Raw genomic sequence first — 20284 nt, forward strand, 5'->3', positions numbered from 1 at the left:
CGGTCGGGTCTTGTGAGCCGGGTCTTGTGGGCCGGGCACGAACACTGTTCTTGGTGTCGTGCCCGGCTTTTGTGTGGGTGGAGGCGGGGTCAGGCGGAGACGGAGGAGGTCAGGCGGGCGCGGAGGATGCGGGTGGCGGCGAGCATGTTGTGTAGGGACTGGACAGTTTCGGTGTAGCCGCGGGTTTTGAGGCCGCAGTCGGGGTTCACCCAGAGCCGGGTGGCCGGGATGGCCGCCGCGGCGCGCTCGAGCAGGTCGGTGAGTTCGGACACGCTCGGCACACGCGGCGAGTGGATGTCCCACACTCCCGGGCCGATACCGTGGTCGAAGCCCTGGGACCGGATATCGCCCACCACCTCCATGCGAGAGCGTGCCGCCTCGATGCTGGTCACATCGGCGTCCAGGTTGCGGATCGCGTCGATGACCACCCCGAACTCCGAGTAGCAGAGGTGGGTGTGGATCTGGGTGGCCGCGGCCGCACCGGCCGTCGCCAGGCGGAAGGACCCCACCGACCAGTCGAGGTATTCCGCCTGGTCCTTCTGCTTCAACGGCAGCAGCTCCCGCAGCGCGGGCTCGTCGACCTGGACGATCTGAATGCCGGCCGACTCCAGGTCGGCGATCTCGTCCCGGAGGGCCAGGGCCACCTGCCTGGCCGTCTCGCCCAGCGGCTGGTCGTCGCGCACGAACGACCACGCGAGGATCGTGACCGGACCGGTGAGCATCCCCTTGACGGGCTTGGGCGTCAGCCCCTGCGTGAACGCCGACCACTCGACCGTGATGGGCCGCGGCCGGGACACGTCACCCCAGAGGATCGACGGGCGCACGCACCGGCTGCCATAGGACTGCACCCAGCCGTTCTCGGTGACCGCGAAGCCGTCCAGGTTCTCGGCGAAGTACTGCACCATGTCGTTGCGTTCCGGCTCCCCGTGCACGATCACGTCGAGGCCGATGTCTTCCTGCAGCGAGACGACCCGACGGATTTCGGCGCGCATCAGGTCCCGGTAGTCCGCGGTGCTCAGCACCCCCCGTACCAGCTGCGCCCTGGCCCGACGGATGTCCCCGGTCTGCGGGAAGGATCCGATCGTGGTCGTCGGCAGGAACGGCAGCCCGAGGGCCATCTCCTGGGCTGCCACTCGGGCTGCGTAGGCGCCCCGGGTGAAGTCGCCCGGAGCGAGCGCGTCGGCGCGCACCCGAACGGCGCCATCGTGGACTCCGGGAGCCACCCCCCGCGCGTCGAGGGCCGCGGAGGCCGCAGAGAGGTCGATCTCGATGGCACGGCGACCCAGACTGAGGCCGCGGGCGAGTGTGGCAACCTGCGCGACCTTCTGATCCGCAAAGGCCAGCCAGGTCTTCAGGTCGTCGTCCAGCGCCGATTCGTCGTCGACGTCGTGGGGAACGTGCAGCAGCGAGGTAGAGGTGGAAACCGAGATCCGCGGCGAGAGGCGGACCAGGCCGGCCGCCGTGTCGAAGGCGGCGGCCAGGTCGCCGCGCCAGATATTGTGGCCGTCAATGACGCCGGCCACGAGAGTGGTCGTGTCGAGTCCGGGGGTCTCCGCCGGCACGCTTCCCCGCACGAGGTCAAGCCCGATGGCTTCCACCGGGGTGATGGCAAGAACGGGTAGGGCGTCGTCGAGGCTGCCGTACGGCGCGGCGACAAACAGGGCGGGACGCTCGGCGAGGGCGCCGAGGGTGTTGTAGGCGAAGCGGAGGCCGGCGAGGGCATCCGTTCTCGGGATGTCGATGCTCTCGCTGACCAGGGCAGGCTCGTCGAGCTGCACCCATTCGGCTCCAGCGGCGCGCAGCCGCTGCAGGAGGGCGGCGTAGACCGGCACAAGGTCGTCGAGGCGGTCAAGCGGACTGAATCCGGCCGGGGCCTCGTCGCTGGGCTTGCTCAGCAGCAGGAAGGTGACCGGGCCGACGATGACGGGCCGGGTCAGGAATCCGGCCGCCTTCGCCTCCTCGAACTCGCGCACCAGGCGGGTGCCGGCGAGGGTGAACTCGGTCTCGGGGCCGATCTCCGGCACCAGGTAGTGGTAGTTGGTGTCGAACCATTTGGTCATCTCCAGCGGCGGATTCTCCCCTTCGCCGCGGGCGAGGGTGAAGTAGCCGGCCAGGTCGAGGTGGCCGTCCGCGCCCCGCAGATGCGCGAACCGGGCGGGGACGGCGCCCACCGTGCTCAGGGCATCCAACATCTGGTCGTAGTAGGAGAAGGATTCCGGGATGGACGAGTCGTCCCGGCCGAGTCCCAGCTGCACGAGGCGCTTCCTGGTGCTCTGGCGCAGGGCGGCCGCGGTCGCTTCGAGCTCGTCGGCGCTGACCGATCCGGCCCAGAACGCTTCGACGGCCTTCTTCAGTTGGCGGCGCGGCCCGATGCGCGGGTAGCCCAGGATGGTGCCGGCGGGAAAGGCGGGAAAGGCGGAAGTGTGGGTCATGAGTTCTCCTTGACGGGGTGAGGGGCAGGCAGTGCGGAAGCAGGCAGGGTGGGGGTGAGCAGACCGCAGCCGTCGAGCACGGCGAGCACGGTCTCGTGCTGGTTGAAGGCGTAGAGGTGCAGCCCGGGGGCACCGCCGGCGATGAGTTGCCGGGCCAGTTCGGTGGCCTGACGGATGCCGATCTCACGCTGGCCTTCCTTCGTCGGCTCCACCTCGAGCGCGATCGCCAGCTCGGACGGCAGTTCCTCGCCGGACAACTCGAGGATGCGGCGCAGGCGGGCCGGGCTCGTGACCGGCATGATCCCGGGCAGGATCGGGAATTCGACCCCGGCGGCACGGGCTCGCAGGATGAAGCTGAGGTAGTGGTCGGCGTGAAAGAAGAGTTGCGTGATCGCCAGGTTGGCGCCGGCGGCCTGCTTGGCCAGGAGCGCGTCGATGTCCTGGGTGGCCGACCGGGAGCGCGGGTGGCCGTTCGGGAAGGCGGCCACGGCGATGCGTACCTTCTCCCGTTCCCGCTTGATCGTGCGGGCGGCAGGGAGTCCCGGGATCACGGCCTCGCGGTACGGCACCCGCTCGGCCTGCACCCGGTGGATCAGCTGCACCAGTTCCGCGGCGCTGCCCAGGTCGCCGAGGAAGGCCTCACCCTCCCGAATGCCTTCCGGCGGGTCGCCACGCAGGGCCAGGAAGCTCCGCACCCCGGCGTCCAGAAACTCCCGGATCAGCTGGCTCGATTCCGCGTTGGACGAGCCCACGCAGGTGAGGTGGGCCAGCGGGTCCACGGTGGTGGTGCGCAGGATGTGGGTGAGCACGTCCAGGGAGGAGCGCCGGGAGGAGCCGTTCGCACCGTAGGTGACCGAGATGAATTCCGGGCCGGCCGCGGCCAGCCGCTCGATAGTGGCGTGCAGCACGGAGGTGGCAGCATCCGATGTGGGCGGATACAACTCGAATGAGAACGGGATTTTCCGGCATGCAGGATCCGAGGTGTGGGGCATTGCTCCTCATTCGACAGTTGCCAGTGTCAGTCACCGGGGGCCGGGCGACCGCGGACCGCCCGGCAAGCCAGGCGGGCGTTCGCGGGCGGGTGCCGGGCTCGGCTGTCGCTCCATGCCGCCGGTCAGGAGACCGGCGGCAACGATTGAGAAGACTCTAACAAGCACGCCCGGTGCCCGGCAGGTCTGTGACCGAATATGTCATCAGCTGGCGCCGGAGCGGCTCAGACAGGCCGGAGGAGTGCGGACATCGGCAGGCGAAGGCCTGCCGAGGTACGCGGAGCGAAGCCGGCGGGTCAGCCGGTGACGGCCGGCGGCACGGCGAACGGCTCGAACAGCGCCCGAATCTCATCAGTCACCAGAGCCGTAACCCGGGTGCCGGTCTCGGCGTACTCGGTGGACAGCACCGTGCCCTGATCGTGCAGCACCGCGATCAGGTCGCCCCGCTCGTAGGGGATGAGCAACTCGAGCCTGATCGACGGCCGCGGCAGCAGGTCCGAGATGGTCGCGAGCAGTTCCTCGATGCCCTCGCCGGTGCGGGCCGAGACGAAAATGCCCTTCGGCCAGAGTCCGCGCAGCACGAGCCCGTCATCATCGCTGATCAGGTCGCTCTTGTTGAAGACGACGACCTCCGGGATCTCCCGGGCGCCGACCTCGGCGATGACCTCGCGCACTGTGGCAAGCTGGCTCGCCGGGTCAGGATGCGAGCCGTCGACGACGTGCACGATGACGTTGGCGTCGGCGACCTCCTCGAGGGTGGACCGGAACGCCTCCACCAGCTGATGGGGCAGGTTCCGCACGAACCCGACGGTGTCCGTCAGCGTGTAGAGCAGCCCGTCGGCCGTCGTCGACTTGCGCACCGTGGCGTCCAGGGTGGCGAACAGGGAGTTATCGACGAGCACGCCGGCCCGGGTGATGCGGTTGAGCAGGCTCGACTTGCCGGCGTTGGTGTAACCGACGATGGCGACGGATGGCACGGCGTTGCGCTTGCGGTTGGCCCGCTTGGCCTCGCGAGCGGGTTTCATCTCGAGGATCTGCTTGCGGAGGCGGGACATCCGGGTGTGGATGCGCCGGCGGTCCAGCTCGATCTTGGTCTCGCCGGGGCCGCGCGAACCCATGCCCGCACCGGCGCCGCCCACCTGGCCTCCGGCCTGGCGGGACATCGAGTCCCCCCAGCCGCGCAGGCGGGGAAGCAGGTATTCGAGCTGGGCGAGTTCGACCTGGGCCTTCCCCTCGCGGCTCTTGGCGTGCTGACTGAAGATGTCGAGGATCACGGCGGTGCGGTCGATGACCTTCACCTTGACGACGTCCTCGAGGGCGCGCCGCTGGCTGGGCGCCAGCTCGGTGTCGGCGATGACGGTGTCGGCGCCCATCGCCTTGACGATGCCGGCCACCTCTTCGGCCTTGCCCTTGCCGAGGTAGGTGCTGGCGTCGGGCTTCGCTCGGCGCTGCATGAGGCCGTCGAGAACGGTGGCGCCGGCGGTCTCGGCCAGCGCGGCGAGTTCGCGCATGGAGTTCTCGGCGTCCGCGACGGTCCCGTGCGTGTACAGGCCGATCAGAACGACGTTCTCCAGCCGGAGCTGGCGGTACTCGACCTCGGTGACGTCCTCGAGTTCGGTGGAGAGGCTGGGCACGCGGCGCAGCGCGTTGCGGTCCTCGCGGTCCTGCTGCACGCCGTCGTGACCCTCGTCGTCGTGCGACGGGCCGGATTCGGCCTGCAGAGCCTGCGCGGAGCCGCTGCGGAACAGCGAATAGCCGGCAGCCTTGCTATCAGCGCTGGCGAGAACGCGGGCGACCACGTCGTCGGTGTCGTCGGGCAGATGTGACTCAGTCATTCCTTTAACAATACTTCCTCGATGCACGGTAAGTTCCCTCTATGCCTTCCGACCACTACTTCACCCCGGCACCCGACAGCACCCTGAAACTCCGCCAGGTGACCGTTCGATTGGGAGGCCAAGAGCGCGAGCTGACCACAGCCAATTCGGTCTTCAGCCCGGAGCACATCGACACCGGCACCCAGGTGCTCTTGAACAGCGCGCCGACCCCGCCGCCCGGCGGCGATTTCCTCGACCTGGGCTGCGGCTGGGGTCCGATCAGCCTGCACTTGGCCCTCGCCTCACCCCGCGCCACGATCTGGGCCGTCGACGTCAACGAGCGGGCGCTCGACCTGGTGCGGCTGAACGCGGAGGAGCTCGGCCTCACCAACATCACCGCAGTGCGGCCCGATCAGATGCCCGCCCACGTGGCGTTCCGCACCATCTGGTCGAATCCCCCGATCCGGGTCGGCAAAACCGAACTGCACACCATGCTGCGTACCTGGCTGCCGCGCCTGGAGCCGGGTTCGGATGCCTGGCTCGTCGTGCAGCGCAACCTCGGCTCCGACTCCCTGCAGCGCTGGCTCGACGGCGACCTGCCCGCCGAATTCAGCACCTCACGGCACTCCATCAGCAAGGGCTTCCGGGTCCTGCGGGTGAAACGCCAGGACTAGACCGCGTCGCGGCCCATCGCCCCGAGCTAGTTCTCAGCCGAGGCGGAAGACCCCGTCGAACACGAGTTCCGCCGGACCCGACAGTGAGACGTGCTCGCCGTCCTCGGTCGGAAACATGCGCACGCCGAGCGTGCCGCCGGTGACCTCGACCTGCCACTGGTTCGGGGCACCCGCGCCTGCCCAGTGCCGGGTGGCGAGGGCCGCCGCGGCCGCCCCCGTTCCGCAGGAGAGTGTTTCGCCGCTGCCGCGCTCGTGCACGCGCATCCGGATGCGGCCGACACCGTTCACGACGAGCGGATCGCCCGGAAGCACGAACTCGATGTTCGCCCCGGCCGCCGGGTCAGGGTCGAGCTGCGGCACGAAGGTGAGGTCGACGCCTGCGAGCTCGTCGTCGTCGGCCAGTGCCACGACCACGTGCGGGTTGCCCACGTTGATGCCGAGACCGGGGCGGGCCACGGGCAGGTCCTTCGCCCGAACGAGCGGTTCGATACCGTCGAGGCGCCACCGGCCGAGGTCGACCTGGTAGCCGGTTGCGCCGCGCTGCACGTCGCGCACTCCCCCGCGGGTGCCGATGCAGAGCGTGTCGCCGCGGTCGAGCGAGGTCAGGCCCTGCTCTACCAGGAAGCGGGTGTAGACGCGGATGCCGTTGCCGCACATCTCGGACACCGTGCCGTCGGCGTTCCAGTAGTCCATGAACCATTCGGCCGCGTCGTCCTCGGCGAGGGCGATCGCACCGGCGGCCAGGCTCGTGGAGCGCACCGCGCGGATGATGCCGTCGGCACCGATGCCGAATCGGCGGTCGCAGATGGCCCGGATCTGGCTCGGGGTAAGGTCGATCTGCCCGTCGGGATCAGAGAAAAGCACGAAGTCGTTCCCGGTGCCGTGGCCCTTGGTGAAGTTCAGATCAATACCCATGCCGTCCAGTTTAGGAGGCCGGGTCGGCCGCCCAGTGCTCGGCCGGCTGCTCCGGGTCGGCCAGGCGGGTCAGCGCCCGGTCAACCCGATCCGGCGCGTCGAAGTCGATCCAATGGGTGTGCGGGGAACGCTTGAACCAGCTCACCTGCCGTCTCGCGTACCGGCGGGTGAGCTGCTGCGTCTCCTGGATAGCCTCCGCCCGGCTGAGGCTGCCCGTCAGCTGCCCAAGGGCCTGGGCGTAGCCGATGGCCCGGCTGGCCGTGACACCGGTTTCGAGTCCGCTCGGGATCAGCCCGCGCACCTCCTCGACGAGCCCGCGGGCCCACATACCCTCCACCCGGGCGTCGAGGCGGGGGGTGAGCTCCGCGCGCTGGGCGCGGAGGCCCACTGTGACCGCGGGCATCCAGTAGACCGGCTCGTCGGGCAGGGCGGCGGTGTGCGGCCCCCCGGTCAGCTCCACGACCTCGAGGGCGCGCACGAGGCGCCGACCGTTGCCGGCGCCGATGCGGGCGGCGGCGACCGGGTCCACGGCCTTCAACCGGGTGTACAGGGCACCAGGCCCCTGCTCGATCAGGTCGGCTTCGAGTCGGGCGCGCAGCACGGCATCCGTGCCGGGGAACTGGAAGTCGTAGACCACGGCGGACACGTAGAGCCCGGAGCCGCCGACCAGGATGGGCACGCTGCCGCGCGCCACGATGTCGGTGATCGCGGCGCGGGCCTCCGTCTGGTAGCGGGCGACGGTGGCCTCGTCGGTGACCGACAGCACGTCGAGCAGGTGGTGCGGGACGCCGCGGCGCTCCAGCACGGTGAGCTTGGCGGTGCCGATGTCCATGCCGCGGTACAGCTGCATGGCGTCGGCGTTGACGATCTCCGCCCCCCGACCGGCCTCGGCCAGGCGTTCGGCGAGGTCGAGCGAGAGGTCGGACTTGCCGGTGCCGGTGGGTCCGACGACAACGATCAGCGTCGGGTGGGCGCCGGTCACCGGGTTCGGGCCGGGCACCTGCCTAGCGCTCCCCGTCGGTGACGTCGTAGATCGGCGTGGTGCTGGAACTGGCCACCGCGGGCGAGCCCACGGCCCGGTCGGGTAGGCGCAGGGTCGGCAGGCCGAGGGAGACCGAGCCAGACCCGCCTGCTGCTCCGCCGTGACTGGGCACGCCGCAGTACTCGGCTTCGAGGCGGTCCCAGGCGTCGCCGGCGATGGTGCGCCGGATGCGCAGCGGAGCCCCGTCGACGGAGTCGGCGATCAGGTGGAAGGGGGCCGCCTGGGTGACCGTGACGGTCACGAGGTCGCCCGGACGGGGCAGTTCCGAGCCTTCCGGCACGTCGAAGTGCACGAGCCGGCTGTCAATGGCGCGACCGCTGAGTCGACGGGTGTCGGCGTCCTTGCGGCCCTCGCCGTTGGCGACGAGCAGTTCGACCTCGCGACCGACCACAGCCTGGTTCTCCTCCCAGGAAATCCGCTCCTGCAGGGCGGCGAGGCGCTCGTAACGATCCTGCACGATCTCCTTGGGGACCTGGTTGGGCAGCGTCGCGGCGGGGGTCCCGGGCCGGATGGAGTACTGGAAGGTGAAGGCGGTGGCGAACCGGGCCAGCTCCACGACCCGCAGGGTCTCCTGGAAGTCCTCCTCGGTCTCGCCGGGGAAGCCGACGATGACGTCCGTGCTGATGGCCGCGTGCGGCATCTGCGCGCGCACGCGGTCGAGGATGCCGAGGAACCGCGCCGACCGGTAGGAGCGGCGCATGGCCTTGAGGATACGGTCCGAGCCGGACTGCAACGGCATGTGCAACTGCGGCATGACCGACGGCGTCTCGGCCATGGCGTCGATCACGTCGTCGGTAAAGGCAGCCGGGTGCGGGCTGGTGAAACGGATGCGTTCCAGCCCCTCGATCTTGCCGGCCGCGCGCAGCAGCTTGCCGAAGGCGAGACGGTCGCCGAACTCAACCCCGTAGGAGTTGACGTTTTGGCCGAGCAGGGTGACCTCGATCGCCCCGTCGTCGACGAGGGCCTGGATTTCGGCGAGGATCTCGCCGGGACGGCGGTCCTTCTCCTTACCGCGCAGCGCGGGCACGATGCAGAACGTGCAGGTGTTGTTGCAGCCGACGGAGATGGAGACCCAGCCGCTGTAGCTCGAATCGCGCTTCGTGGGCAGGGTCGAGGGGAAGGTCTCGAGGGAGTCGAGGATTTCGAGCTGGGCCTCGCCGTTGTGCCGTGCACGCTCGAGCATGCTCGGCAGCGACCCCATGTTGTGCGTCCCGAAGACGACGTCGACCCAGGGTGCCTTCTTGAGGATGACGTCCTTGTCTTTCTGGGCCAGGCAGCCGCCGACGGCGATCTGCATGCCGTCGTGGCGGCGCTTGACCGAGGCCAGCTGCCCCAGGTTGCCGTAGAGCTTGTTGTCGGCGTTCTCGCGGACGGCACAGGTGTTGAGCACGACGATGTCGGCTTCCTCCCCGCCGGCCGTCACGTAGCCGGCCGCTTCGAGCGACCCGCTGAGCCGTTCGGAGTCATGCACGTTCATCTGACAGCCGAAGGTGCGCACCTCGTAGGTGCGGGCCCGGCCCTCAGCATCGTGCGCCGCCTGGCTTGGAGCAATCAGAGTCGGCGCGCTCAAGGCCGCGGTGCGCAGGGCCGAGGCGCGCAGGGCCGCGGTGCGCAGGGCCGACTGCTGCGGGTCCAGCGTCTCGGCGCTGGAGAATGGGGGCGTAGCGGTGCTGCTGGTCATAGTGGGTACCAGCTTACGCGTGGCACCTCCGAAACCGGGCCGGGTTGCCCCGACCCGCTCCCTACTGGAACCGCACCCGCGATGGCGAACCACCGCGGGAGGCAAGGGCGGCCTTCACCGCCACGCGCACGATGGACGAGGAATAGCCCTTGCGCATCAGGAACGCGTTGAGTCGACGGTCGATGGTCTGGTCGTCGAGCCGCCCGAGCTGCCCAACCCGCTTGACGGCTATTTCGATGGCCCGTTCCGTCTCGTCGTCGGGCATTTCGTCGAGCTTTTCCAGGATGAGGTCCTGATCGAGCCCACGGCGGCGCATCTCCGCCTGCACACCGGAGCGCCCCAGGCCTTTGCGCTCGTGGTGGCTGTGCACGATCTGATCGGCGAGGCGGCCCTCATCGATGTACGACAACTCGATGAAGCGCTCGATGATCTCTTCGATCTCGTGCTCAGCGACCTCCGTACCGCCAAGAACTGCGCGGGCCTCGGCCGCCGACAGGGACCGGCCGCGCAGCCGCTGGCGCAGCACCCCCTCGGCGTGCTCGCGATCGGCGGCGGCCCGGGACGCCACACCCTCGGGGGCGTCGTCCCCGTCGTCGGCACCGACACCAGCACCGACACCAGCACCGACACCGGCACCGCCACCGGCCCCGCTGTCGACTGCGGGGCCGCTCGACGCCACCGGCCCCGCTGTCGACTGCGGGGCCGCTCGACGCCGCCGGACCACCGTCGCCGAGATACGTGACCGGCGCCAGTTGTTCGTCGGCGATCGGCGCCGCCTCGAGCTCGGTCGGCCGGGTCGCGGCGGCGCCGCGGGCCGCGCTCTTGCGACGTGCCGCACTCAGCGACGCGACCTCGTCGGCCGGCTCGAAGTAGACCATGCGCTACGCCCCCTTGCGGGCGGCGAGCTTGGCCTGGAGGGACTCCGCCTTGGCGGCTGCGGCCTCCTTGGCTGCGGCTGCGGCGACCAGGGCGGCTGCGGCGTCGATTGCGGCCTGCGCCTTCTTGGCGGCCGCACCCTCGGGGCTGATCCCGAGCTTGAAGAGGATCTTGTTCTCGATCTCGTTGGCCATATCCGCTTCACGCAGCAGGAAGTTGCGCGAGTTCTCCTTGCCCTGGCCCAGCTGGTCGCCGTCGTACGTGTACCAGGCTCCGGACTTCTTGACGATGCCGTGCTCGACACCGAAGTCGATCAGGCTGCCTTCCCGGGAGATGCCGATGCCGTAGATGATGTCGAATTCCGCCTGCTTGAAGGGCGGTGCCATCTTGTTCTTGACGACCTTGACCCGCGTGCGGTTACCGACGGCCTCGGTGCCGTCTTTCAGGGTCTCGATACGGCGGATGTCGAGGCGCACCGACGCGTAGAACTTGAGCGCCTTGCCACCGGCGGTGGTCTCGGGGCTGCCGAAGAAGACCCCGATCTTCTCGCGCAACTGGTTGATGAAGATCATGGTGGTATTGGTCTGACTGAGGCCACCGGTGAGCTTGCGCAGGGCCTGGGACATCAGACGGGCCTGCAGGCCCACGTGCGAGTCACCCATCTCACCCTCGATCTCGGCGCGGGGAACCAGCGCGGCGACGGAGTCGATCACGATCAGGTCAATGGACCCGCTTCGCACGAGCATGTCGGCAATTTCCAGCGCCTGCTCACCCGTATCGGGCTGGGAGACGAGGAGCGCGTCGATGTCGACTCCGAGCTTGCGGGCGTACTCAGGGTCCAGAGCGTGCTCGGCGTCGATGAAGGCGGCGATGCCGCCGTTCTTCTGCGCGTTCGCGATGGCGTGCAGGGTGAGCGTGGTCTTTCCCGACGATTCCGGACCGTAGATCTCCACGATGCGACCTCGGGGCAGGCCACCTATGCCGAGGGCCACGTCCAGCGCGATCGACCCCGTGGAGATCGTCTCGACGGGGGCGCGCTCGTCGCTGCCCAAACGCATGATCGAACCCTTGCCGAACTGGCGGTCGATTGCTGCAAGAGCGGTGTCGAGGGCTTTTTCGCGATCTGCTGATGATGCCATGAGTGATCTCCTTCGGTCGTGCATTCCGGCGCCTATAGGCTGTCGCGTTTGGCTACCGGGACGACCCCGACACCCGCTTTCAACAAGGCATGTGCTCTCTGTCGCTGACACAAACCGACTGTACGCGGCACGTCCGACAGAGCCGGGAACGGGGAGCGGCAGTGGATAAGCCGTCTTCGACTCCTGCTGTGGAGGAGTATATCAAAATGCGAACACGCATTCGAGAATTCCACGGAATCCGGGGCGTGTCGAGCGAAAACTAGCTGCGGGCGGCGGGGAGTCCCGCGCCGTACCAACGGGCCTTCGGGACATCCGTCTCGGCGCAGAGGGCAAGCCAGACGTCGCGCGCCGAAGCACCGCCGGCCAGAGCCTGGTCGGCGGTGCATCCAAACGGGGTCAGGATGAGATCTCGAGTGAGGACGCGGCCGTAGCCTTCGCCGAACTCGTCGCTCAAAGCCTGTCGGAACTCACTGAGCCGCATGGTATGGAACTAGCGCACCATCATGTCGTCGTAGTTGGCCACGAGCTCGTCGGGCACAGTGTCGGGGAACCTGTCGATTCCCTCGATGATGGCCAGTCGGTCGCCGACTTCCCGCATGATGACCGAGATCGGGGTCTCCAACGCTTCTGCAACGGAAGCCAGAATCTCGGAAGACGCTTCCTTCTGGCCACGCTCCACCTCGCTCAGATACCCGAGGGCCACACTGGCCCTGCTGGCTACCTGACGGAGTGTGCGCCCTTTCTGCAGGCGGAAGTCCCTGAGCACATCGCCGATTTCCTGTCGAACAAGAATCATCGGAACCTCCTTCTCGTACTGATTATGTGTTGCTTATCGAGTACCGTTTTATACTTCTGGCGCCCACTCAACCGGGTGGTTGCGTGTGTTGGATCGCAAGAGAACTACAACCTTGAACACCCTGACACTACCGATATCGACTGGGCTTTTCTTGTGAATATGCTCGTTGTAACCACGGAATTCGGGGAACTATTCCACCGCGTCACGGGCTAACAGCTGCCACACAGCTTCGACGGCCGCGGCCACGGAGGCCGCTCGAACGAGGGCACGGTCTCCGTGCAGCCGGAGCGGGATGACCGATATTTCTCCTTCACGAGCCAGCCCGAGGAACACCGTTCCCGGCTCGTGGCCACCCTGGCCGTCGGGCCCTGCCACACCCGTCGTGGCGATGCCGATGTCGGCGGGCCGGCCGTCGACGGCGAGGCGCGTACGCACGCCCTCCGCCATCTGCAGGGCAACCTGCGGGTGCACCGGGCCGTGCTCCTCGAGCAGAGCCGCGTCGACGCCGAGGAGGGTGTGCTTGAGCGCACTCTGGTACGCCACCACTCCCCCGTTGACGACGACGGATGCGCCGGGGATGCGGATGAGTTCGGCTGTCAGCGCCCCGCCGGTAAGGGACTCGGCCACGGCGATAGTGAGGCCGCGGCGGGTGAGCTCGGCGACGAGGCGCGCGGTGGCATCCGTCGCCCCGGGTATGTCAGCAGGTGACAGGGCCTCGTCGAATGCCGGAGGAATCGGATCAGCCACGGTCGTGCTGGAGCCGGTTCTCGCGCCGCGCGGCCACGAGGTAGTCGAAGCCGGTGACGACGGTAACGATGAGGGCGAGGGCCATGGCCGTCCAGTTGACCCAGTAAATCCAGTCGCCCAGCAGCAGCCAGAGGGGCACGAGGGCGAGGGAGATCGCCACGGACTGCAACACGGTCTTGAGCTTGCCACCCCGTGACGCCGGGATGACCCGGTCCTTCAGCATGACGAACCGGAACACCGTGATGCCGACTTCGCGCACGAGGATGACGATGGTCACCCACCACCACAGTTCGCCGAGGATGGAGAGGCAGACCAGGGCTCCGCCGGTGAGCACCTTGTCGGCGATCGGATCGAGGATCTTGCCGAGGTCGGTGACCAGGTTGTGCCGACGGGCGATGGCCCCGTCGATCCCGTCGGTGGCGATGGCCACGATGAACAGGGCGGCCGCCCACCAGCGCAGCGCGCCGTCCTGGCCGGCGTCGGCGAGGAGCATATAGATGAACACCGGCGCGAGCAGGATGCGCACGATCGTGATCAGATTCGGGAGATTCCAGTTGCTGGGCCGGACGACCGGCGTGGATGGTGTGGCCATGGGTCAGTCCCTGTCGGTCAGTTGCCAGGCGTCTTCATCGGGAGATGCGTCTTCTTCAAGGTACCCCTCCGACATTTTGGCGACCGGGTCGTCGGCGTAGCGCGGATCGGGCGGGCCGGGCGTGTGCTGGGCCGCGGACTGGTGAGCTGCGGCGGCCTGAGCGGCGGCCGTGGCGGCGTGGTGCTCGGCGTCGGAGCCGCGCAGCAGGGCCAGCACGCCGGGCAGCTGCTCCACGGAGACGAGCACGTCGCGCGCTTTCGATCCCTCGGAGGGACCGACGATTTCGCGGGACTCGAGCAGGTCCATCAGGCGGCCCGCCTTGGCGAAGCCGACCCGGAGCTTGCGCTGCAGCATCGACGTGGACCCGAACTGGGTCGACACGACCAGTTCCGCCGCTGCGAGGAGCACCTCGAGGTCATCTCCGATGTCGGAGTCGATTTCTTTGCGGGGGGCGACCATGGAGACATCCGGCCGGTAGTCGGGGCGGGCCTGCAGAGTGACGTGCTTGACGACGCGTTCGATCTCGGCCTCGTTCACCCAGGCCCCCTGCACGCGGATCGCCTTGGAGGCTCCCATCGGCAGGAACAGGGCGTCGCCCTGCCCGATCAGCTTGTCGGCGCCCGGCTGGTCGAGGATGACCCGGGAATCGGTGACGCTGGTCACGGCGAAGGCGAGGCGGGAGGGCACGTTGGCCTTGATCAGGCCCGTGACGACGTCGACGCTGGGGCGCTGGGTGGCGAGCACGAGATGGATGCCCGACGCGCGGGCCAGCTGGGTGATGCGCACGATCGAGTCTTCGACGTCGCGCGGTGCGACCATCATCAGGTCGGCGAGCTCGTCGACGACGACCAGGAGGTAGGGATACGGCTTGAGGCTGCGCAGGCTGCCGGCGGGCAGCACGATCTCGTTGTTGACGACGGCCTTGTTGAAGTCGTCGATGTGGCGGAATCCGAAGCTGGCCAGGTCGTCGTAACGCATGTCCATCTCCTTCACCACCCACTGCAGCGCCTCGGCGGCCTTTTTCGGACTGGTGATGATGGGCGTGATCAGGTGTGGAACCCCCGCGTAGGCAGCCAGCTCGACCCGCTTCGGGTCGATCAGCACCATGCGCACGTCGCTCGGCTTGGCCCGCATGAGCAGGCTCGTGATCATGGAGTTGACGAAGCTGGACTTGCCGGAACCGGTGGAACCGGCGACCAGGAGGTGAGGCATCTTGGCGAGGTTGGCGAGCACGAAGCCGCCGCCGACGTCTTTCCCGACGCCGATGGTCATCGGGTGGGTGCTGTTCGAGGCCGCCGGGGAGCGGAGCACGTCACCGAGGGTGACGATTTCGCGGTCGGTGTTGGGGATCTCGATGCCGATCGCGCTCTTGCCCGGGATCGGCGACAGGATGCGCACCTCGTTTGAGGCGACGGCGTAGGAGAGGTTTTTGCTCAGCGCGGTGACGCGCTCCACCTTGACTCCGGGGCCGAGCTGGATCTCGTACTGGGTGACGGTGGGGCCGCGGGAGAACCCGGTCACCTTCGCGTCGACCTGGAACTGGCGGAGCACCTCGGTGATGGACTTGACGATCTCGTCGTTGGCCGCCGAGCGGGCCTTGGCCGGCGGGCCCTTGGTGAGGGTCGTGTCCGAGGGCAGCAGGTAGGGCGCGGCGGGCTGGTCTGATGCCGGCGGAACCGGGGCCGGCACCAGGGACAGGGGCGTGTCGGCGGAACCGGCGGCCCCACCGGCCGCGGCCGGGTCGAGTGCGTCGAATCCTGCTCCGGTCAAACCGGGAAGAACCTCGGTCAGGCCCGTCTGGTCGTCGGCCTGGAGCCCGGTCGACGAGCCCTGCGGCAGGTCGATCGCGCCCGTGAAACGTTTGAGGACGTCTTCGGCTCGGAGCAGGTCTTCGAGCACCTCGGTGCCGTAATGGTCCTGGTTGAGACCCGGGGTCGTCGGCGTCGTCTCCAGCGCGGTGTCGAAGCTGCCTCGTTTGTCGCCGCCGAGCAGGGTGCGCAGCGGGTCGGCGCCGTGCGGGCCTGCGGCGTTCGGATCGTCGGCGGGGGTACCGGCGCCGTTCGGGCCGAGCGGCCCGCCGAAGTCAGGGTCCTCCTCGCGCTTGCTCGTGTTGCGCCGCCACCAGGGCAGCGCTCCGGCATCTCCGTCGTCATCGTCGACCCCGTCCAGTTCGACCTGAACGGCCTTCTCATGCTTCGCTTCCCGGGCGGCGGCGCGCTCCTCGGGATCGGGGAGCTGGGCCCCGAACAGCCAGGCATAGAGCTCCCGGCTGCGTTCACCAATGCGGTTGGGCGGGGTCTTGGTGATGATGAAGAGGCTCAGGGCGAGAAGCAGGATGACGACGATGGTGGCACCGATCGCCGTGGTCAGGTAGATCAGGGGGGCAGCGATCATCCAGCCGATGACACCGCCGGCCAGTGCGAGGGTCTCCATGCCGTCGCTGGGGGCAGGCTGGCCACCGAAGATGTGGCAGAGACCCGACACCGAAACGAGTAGCACGGATAGTCCGATGCCGATGCGGCCGTTGTCGTGCACCGAACTGGGTTTGCGGAACAGCCAGACGGAGAAGAGCAGCATGATCACGGGCAGGGCGAACGCGACGCGGCCGAACAGTCCGCCGAAGGTCCAGGCGTCGAGGGTCTGGGCGACCGCGTTGTTGATCAGGAACCACTCGATCACGGCGCCGGAGACTGAGAGCAGCACAAGGAAGAAGGGCAGGCCGTCGCGGCGCTCTTCTTTGGAGAGCTTCTCCGGGCCGAGCGCGCGGGCAGCCCCGCCGGTCACGTGGGCCAGGGCCATCCACGACCGCACGAACAGGCTCGGCCTGACCTCGACCGCGGTGAACTTGACCGTCTTCTGAGCGGCGGTGCGGGCTGCGGGCTTGCGCGCCGGGGTGCCGCGCGCAGGCGTGCTGCGGGCGCGACCGTTCGACTTAGTGCTCGTAGCCATGCAACCACGGTACTTCGATCCCCCGACATTGGGGCTTAGGCACGCCAAAACGCCTGCGGGCGGCGATCAGCGACCGCGACATCAGGGCTGGGCGGACGCGCGGCATCCGCCGCCCTCGGCGGGATCAGGCCTCGATCACCAGAGGGACGATCATCGGGCGGCGACGGAAGGCGGTATTCACCCAGCGGCCGACCGTGCGGCGCACGATCTGCTGCAGCGCGAACGGGTCGCGCACCCCGTGCTCGGCGGCTTCCGCCAGGGCCGCCTCGATTTTCGGGCGCACGGCGTCGAACACCGAGGCGTCTTCGGCGAAGCCCTTCGCGTGGATCTCGGGCCCGACGATCACCTTGCCGGTGGCGGCGTCGACCACGATGATAATCGAGATGAATCCCTCCTCGGCGAGGGTTCGGCGGTCCTTGAGGTCGGCCTCGGTGATCTCGCCGACGGTGGAGCCGTCGACGTAGACGTAGCCGAGGTCCAGCTGGCCGACCTTGGTGGCCACACCGTCCCGCAGGTCGATGACCGTGCCGTCCTCGGCAAGGAGCACGTTCGCCTCCGGCACGCCGGTCTGCACCGCGAGCTTGGCATTGGCGACCAGGTGCCGGTATTCGCCGTGCACGGGCAGCACATTCTTCGGCTTCAGGATGTTGTAACAGTAGGTCAGTTCCCCGGCGGCGGCGTGCCCGGAGACGTGCACCTTCGCATTACCCTTGTGCACCACTGTGGCGCCCAGCTTGGTCAGGCCGTCGATGATCCGGTAGACCGCGTTCTCGTTGCCGGGAATCAGGCTGGACGCCAGGATGACGGTGTCGCCGTGGCCGACTTCGATCTGGTGGTCCTGGTTGACCATCCGGCTGAGCACGGCCATCGGCTCCCCCTGCGAGCCCGTGGACATGTAGACGATCTTGTCGCCCTGGATGTTGCCGACCTTCCTGAAGTCCACCAGCACACCCTCCGGCACCCGCAGGTGACCGAGGTCGGCGGCGATGGTCATGTTGCGCACCATCGAGCGGCCCAGGAGCGCGACGCGGCGACCGTTCGCGTGGGCGGCATCGAGCACCTGCTGCACCCGGTGCACGTGGCTGGAGAAGCTGGCCACGATCACCCGTCGGGGAGCCCGGGCGATGACGTCGTCGAGGACGGGGCCGATGGAGCGTTCCGTGGGTGTGAAGCCCGGGACATCCGCGTTGGTGGAATCGACCAGGAACAGGTCGACGCCCTCAGTGCCGAGGCGCGCGAATTCGCGCAGGTCGGTGAGGCGGTTGTCGAGCGGCAGCTGGTCCATCTTGAAGTCGCCGGTGTGCAGCACGGTGCCGCCGGCGGTCTTGATGGCCACAGCCAGGGCGTCGGGGATGGAATGGTTGACGGCGACGAACTCGAGGTTGAACGGGCCGAGCCGTTCCGTCTGGCCCTCCTTGACCTGCAGCGTGTACGGCGTGATCTTGTGTTCCTTGAGCTTTGCCTCGATAAAGGCGAGGGTCAGGCCCGAACCGATCAGCGGAATGTCCGCACGCAGCTTCAGAAGGTAAGGGACGGCGCCGATGTGGTCCTCGTGGCCATGCGTGAGCACGACCGCGAGGATGTCGTCGAGGCGGTCCCGGATGGGGCTGAAGTCGGGGAGGATCAGGTCCACGCCCGGCTGGTGCTCCTCGGGGAACAGCACCCCGCAGTCGACGATCAGCAGCTTGCCGTCGATCTCGAACGTGGTCATGTTGCGGCCGATTTCGCCGAGGCCACCGATCGGCGTGATGCGGAGGGTTCCCGCTGTGAGCGGGGCCGGGTCGTACACATCGATGGGCACAGGCCCTCCTCGGGGTTCGGTGGAGCGGTTAGCGTGTCGTTCCGGCGACCTTCGGCAGGGCGCCGCCGGCCGCGGCATTGCGGTCCGGGCGGAAGTTGGAGAAGTTGACCCCGGGGATGTTCTTGACCAGGTCTATTTCGTCTTCGATCTGGGCGGCTTCCCACTCCTCCGGGCCGACGAGGGGCAGGCGCACGCGCGGGCTGTTGATTCGGCCGAGGCCGTGCAGGATGTACTTGACCGCGACCGTACCCGGAACGTGCGTCATGCAGGCCCGCACCAGCGGTTCGAGCTGCTGATGCGCGGCGGTGGCCGCCTTCAGGTCGCCCGCATTCACGGCGTCGACCATCTGGCGATACGGGGTGGCGGCGATGTTCGCCGTGACCCCGATCAGGCCGGTCGCCCCGATCGAGAGGTGCGGCAGAACGTTGGGGTCGTCGCCGGAGAAGTACATCAGGTCGGTCTGGTTGAGCACGCGGCTGACCTGGGCCAGGTCACCCTTGGCGTCTTTGACGGCGAGGATGTTCGGGTGCTTCGCGGCCCGCAGGATCGTCTTGTATTCGATCGGGATACCGGTGCGTCCGGGGATGTCGTAGAGGATCACGGGCAGATCCGTGGCATCCGCGATCATGCGGAAGTGGGTGAGAACGCCGGCCTGGGTGGGCTTGTTGTAGTACGGGGTGACGATCATGTTGCCGTCGGCGCCCGCCTTCTCGCTCTGCTTGGCAAGCTGCATGGCGTGGGCGGTCTCGTTGGACCCGCCGCCGGTGATGATCTTCGCGCGTCCGCCCGAGATATCCTTGCCGACCTCGACCAGGCGAATCTTCTCCACGTCGGTGAGGGTAGACGTCTCACCGGTGGTGCCGGTGACGACGATGCCGTCCGCTCCGGCGTTGATGACGTCGTCGATGTGCTGGGCAACGCCCGCCCAGTCGACTTCGCCGTCGGCGGTGAAGGGAGTCACCAGGGCAACGAGGACCTGGCCGAAGGGATTCTGAGACATAGACACGAGGGACAGGCTACCGGTCAGTGTGCGGCCGCGCACCGCCGCGGCGTCACGTTACGGGGCGACGCGACCGTTCTTGTTGAAGGCGGCGTAGGTGAGCGGCATCAAGGTCGCGAACTGGTCTTCCATCTTCTCGGCGCACATCTCGATCTCGCGCTGCGGGAACGACGGGAAGTGGGTTCCCTCGCGCTTGGTACGCAGACTGAGAAAGTTCATCAGCGACCGGGCGTTCATGGTCACGTACATCGAGGAGAAGATGTTGAGCGGCAACACGATGCGGGCAACCTCGCGGGCCACGCCGGCTTCGAGCATCCGTTGATACGACGCGTAGGCGTGCGCGGAGGCCTCGCGGGTCAGCTGGTCGACCAGCGCGGCCTGCTCGGCCGTGCCGGGCAGGAAGTCGTAGGCGCCGGGCTTGCCGACCTGCACGAGGTTGCGGGTCGGGGCCGGAACGTAGAAGACCGGATTCAGCTCGCGATAGCGGCCCGATTCCTCGTTATAGGAGGCGATGCGGTGCCGCATGAACTCGCGGAATACGAAGATCGGCGCCTGCACGTAAAAGGTCATCGAGTTGTGCTCGAACGGCGAGCCGTGGCGGTCGCGCATGAGGTAGTTGATCAGCCCGGCGTCACCCGTGCTCGGGGCGTCGCCGTCCGATTCCTCGAGCAGGGCCTTGGTCAGGGTCTGCTCCCCCTGAGTCGACACCCGTGCGGCGAACAGCACATCGGAGTCGTGGGCGCTTGCGCGCACCAGTTCGACGGTTACATCGGAGCGGAACTCAATTTCAGACACGGCTAAACGATACCTGCTGCACGCGTAACCTGTCGTCACACG

Annotated in this window: 17 protein-coding genes; 1 reads left to right on the plus strand and 16 read right to left on the minus strand. The window is 68.1% G+C overall.

The window, feature by feature from the left end; genetic code table 11:
- Window positions 1-89 precede the first annotated feature (89 nt).
- The 3 genes from metE to hflX form a co-directional block, all read right to left on the minus strand.
- Complete coding sequence (metE, locus tag E3O47_RS14405; protein ID WP_134375110.1) at window positions 90-2432, minus strand: 5-methyltetrahydropteroyltriglutamate--homocysteine S-methyltransferase; 2343 nt, start codon at window positions 2430-2432, stop codon at window positions 90-92.
- Complete coding sequence (locus tag E3O47_RS14410; protein WP_104101195.1) at window positions 2429-3424, minus strand: methylenetetrahydrofolate reductase; 996 nt, start codon at window positions 3422-3424, stop codon at window positions 2429-2431. The genes metE and E3O47_RS14410 overlap by 4 nt, the downstream gene beginning before the upstream one ends.
- A 293-nt stretch (window positions 3425-3717) precedes the next feature.
- Window positions 3718-5256: a GTPase HflX gene (gene hflX / locus E3O47_RS14415; protein ID WP_134375112.1), complete on the minus strand. Its 1539-nt coding sequence runs from the start codon at window positions 5254-5256 to the stop codon at window positions 3718-3720.
- 41 nt (window positions 5257-5297) lie between these two features.
- Here hflX and E3O47_RS14420 point away from each other — a divergent pair, with 41 nt between their 5' ends.
- Complete coding sequence (locus E3O47_RS14420) at window positions 5298-5909, plus strand: methyltransferase (RefSeq protein ID WP_104101190.1); 612 nt, start codon at window positions 5298-5300, stop codon at window positions 5907-5909.
- A 33-nt stretch (window positions 5910-5942) separates the two neighbouring features.
- Here the strand turns inward: E3O47_RS14420 and dapF are convergent, their stop codons facing one another.
- From dapF to thyX, 13 genes are all read right to left on the minus strand, one after another.
- Entirely contained in the window at window positions 5943-6824 is an 882-nt protein-coding gene (gene dapF, locus E3O47_RS14425) for a diaminopimelate epimerase (RefSeq protein WP_104101188.1), read from the minus strand.
- A gap of 10 nt (window positions 6825-6834) precedes the next feature.
- Complete coding sequence (miaA, locus tag E3O47_RS14430; RefSeq protein ID WP_241977328.1) at window positions 6835-7824, minus strand: tRNA (adenosine(37)-N6)-dimethylallyltransferase MiaA; 990 nt, start codon at window positions 7822-7824, stop codon at window positions 6835-6837.
- 4 nt (window positions 7825-7828) lie between these two features.
- The gene (gene miaB / locus E3O47_RS14435) at window positions 7829-9547 is read right to left on the minus strand and encodes a tRNA (N6-isopentenyl adenosine(37)-C2)-methylthiotransferase MiaB (protein WP_134342202.1); all 1719 of its coding nucleotides are present in this window, start codon (window positions 9545-9547) and stop codon (window positions 7829-7831) included.
- Window positions 9548-9608: 61 nt separating this feature from the next.
- Window positions 9609-10226: a regulatory protein RecX gene (locus E3O47_RS14440; protein ID WP_134421019.1), complete on the minus strand. Its 618-nt coding sequence runs from the start codon at window positions 10224-10226 to the stop codon at window positions 9609-9611.
- A gap of 202 nt (window positions 10227-10428) precedes the next feature.
- The gene (gene recA / locus E3O47_RS14445) at window positions 10429-11562 is read right to left on the minus strand and encodes a recombinase RecA (RefSeq protein WP_104101181.1); all 1134 of its coding nucleotides are present in this window, start codon (window positions 11560-11562) and stop codon (window positions 10429-10431) included.
- A 259-nt stretch (window positions 11563-11821) separates the two neighbouring features.
- On the minus strand, window positions 11822-12043 hold the full coding sequence (locus E3O47_RS14450) for a DUF3046 domain-containing protein (RefSeq protein WP_104101179.1): 222 nt from the start codon (window positions 12041-12043) through the stop codon (window positions 11822-11824).
- A gap of 9 nt (window positions 12044-12052) precedes the next feature.
- Window positions 12053-12358 (minus strand): helix-turn-helix transcriptional regulator, encoded by a 306-nt coding sequence (locus tag E3O47_RS14455; protein WP_104101176.1) that lies wholly within the window; start codon window positions 12356-12358, stop codon window positions 12053-12055.
- A gap of 189 nt (window positions 12359-12547) precedes the next feature.
- On the minus strand, window positions 12548-13054 hold the full coding sequence (locus E3O47_RS14460) for a nicotinamide-nucleotide amidohydrolase family protein (protein WP_134342220.1): 507 nt from the start codon (window positions 13052-13054) through the stop codon (window positions 12548-12550).
- A gap of 43 nt (window positions 13055-13097) precedes the next feature.
- Window positions 13098-13697, minus strand: a complete 600-nt coding sequence (pgsA, locus tag E3O47_RS14465) for a CDP-diacylglycerol--glycerol-3-phosphate 3-phosphatidyltransferase (protein WP_134342204.1) — start codon at window positions 13695-13697, stop codon at window positions 13098-13100.
- A 3-nt stretch (window positions 13698-13700) separates the two neighbouring features.
- Complete coding sequence (locus E3O47_RS14470) at window positions 13701-16646, minus strand: DNA translocase FtsK (protein WP_134421021.1); 2946 nt, start codon at window positions 16644-16646, stop codon at window positions 13701-13703.
- Between the two features lie 124 nt (window positions 16647-16770).
- Window positions 16771-18447 carry a ribonuclease J gene (locus tag E3O47_RS14475; protein ID WP_198418040.1) on the minus strand — a complete coding sequence of 559 codons (1677 nt, stop codon included), beginning with the start codon at window positions 18445-18447 and terminating at the stop codon, window positions 16771-16773.
- Between the two features lie 28 nt (window positions 18448-18475).
- Window positions 18476-19453 (minus strand): 4-hydroxy-tetrahydrodipicolinate synthase, encoded by a 978-nt coding sequence (gene dapA, locus E3O47_RS14480; protein ID WP_134421025.1) that lies wholly within the window; start codon window positions 19451-19453, stop codon window positions 18476-18478.
- A 51-nt stretch (window positions 19454-19504) separates the two neighbouring features.
- Window positions 19505-20242: an FAD-dependent thymidylate synthase gene (gene thyX / locus E3O47_RS14485; RefSeq protein WP_104101167.1), complete on the minus strand. Its 738-nt coding sequence runs from the start codon at window positions 20240-20242 to the stop codon at window positions 19505-19507.
- Between the last annotated feature and the right edge of the window lie 42 nt (window positions 20243-20284).

It is taken from the genome of Cryobacterium sp. TMT2-17-1 (assembly GCF_004402765.1).
GTDB lineage: Bacteria > Actinomycetota > Actinomycetes > Actinomycetales > Microbacteriaceae > Cryobacterium > Cryobacterium sandaracinum.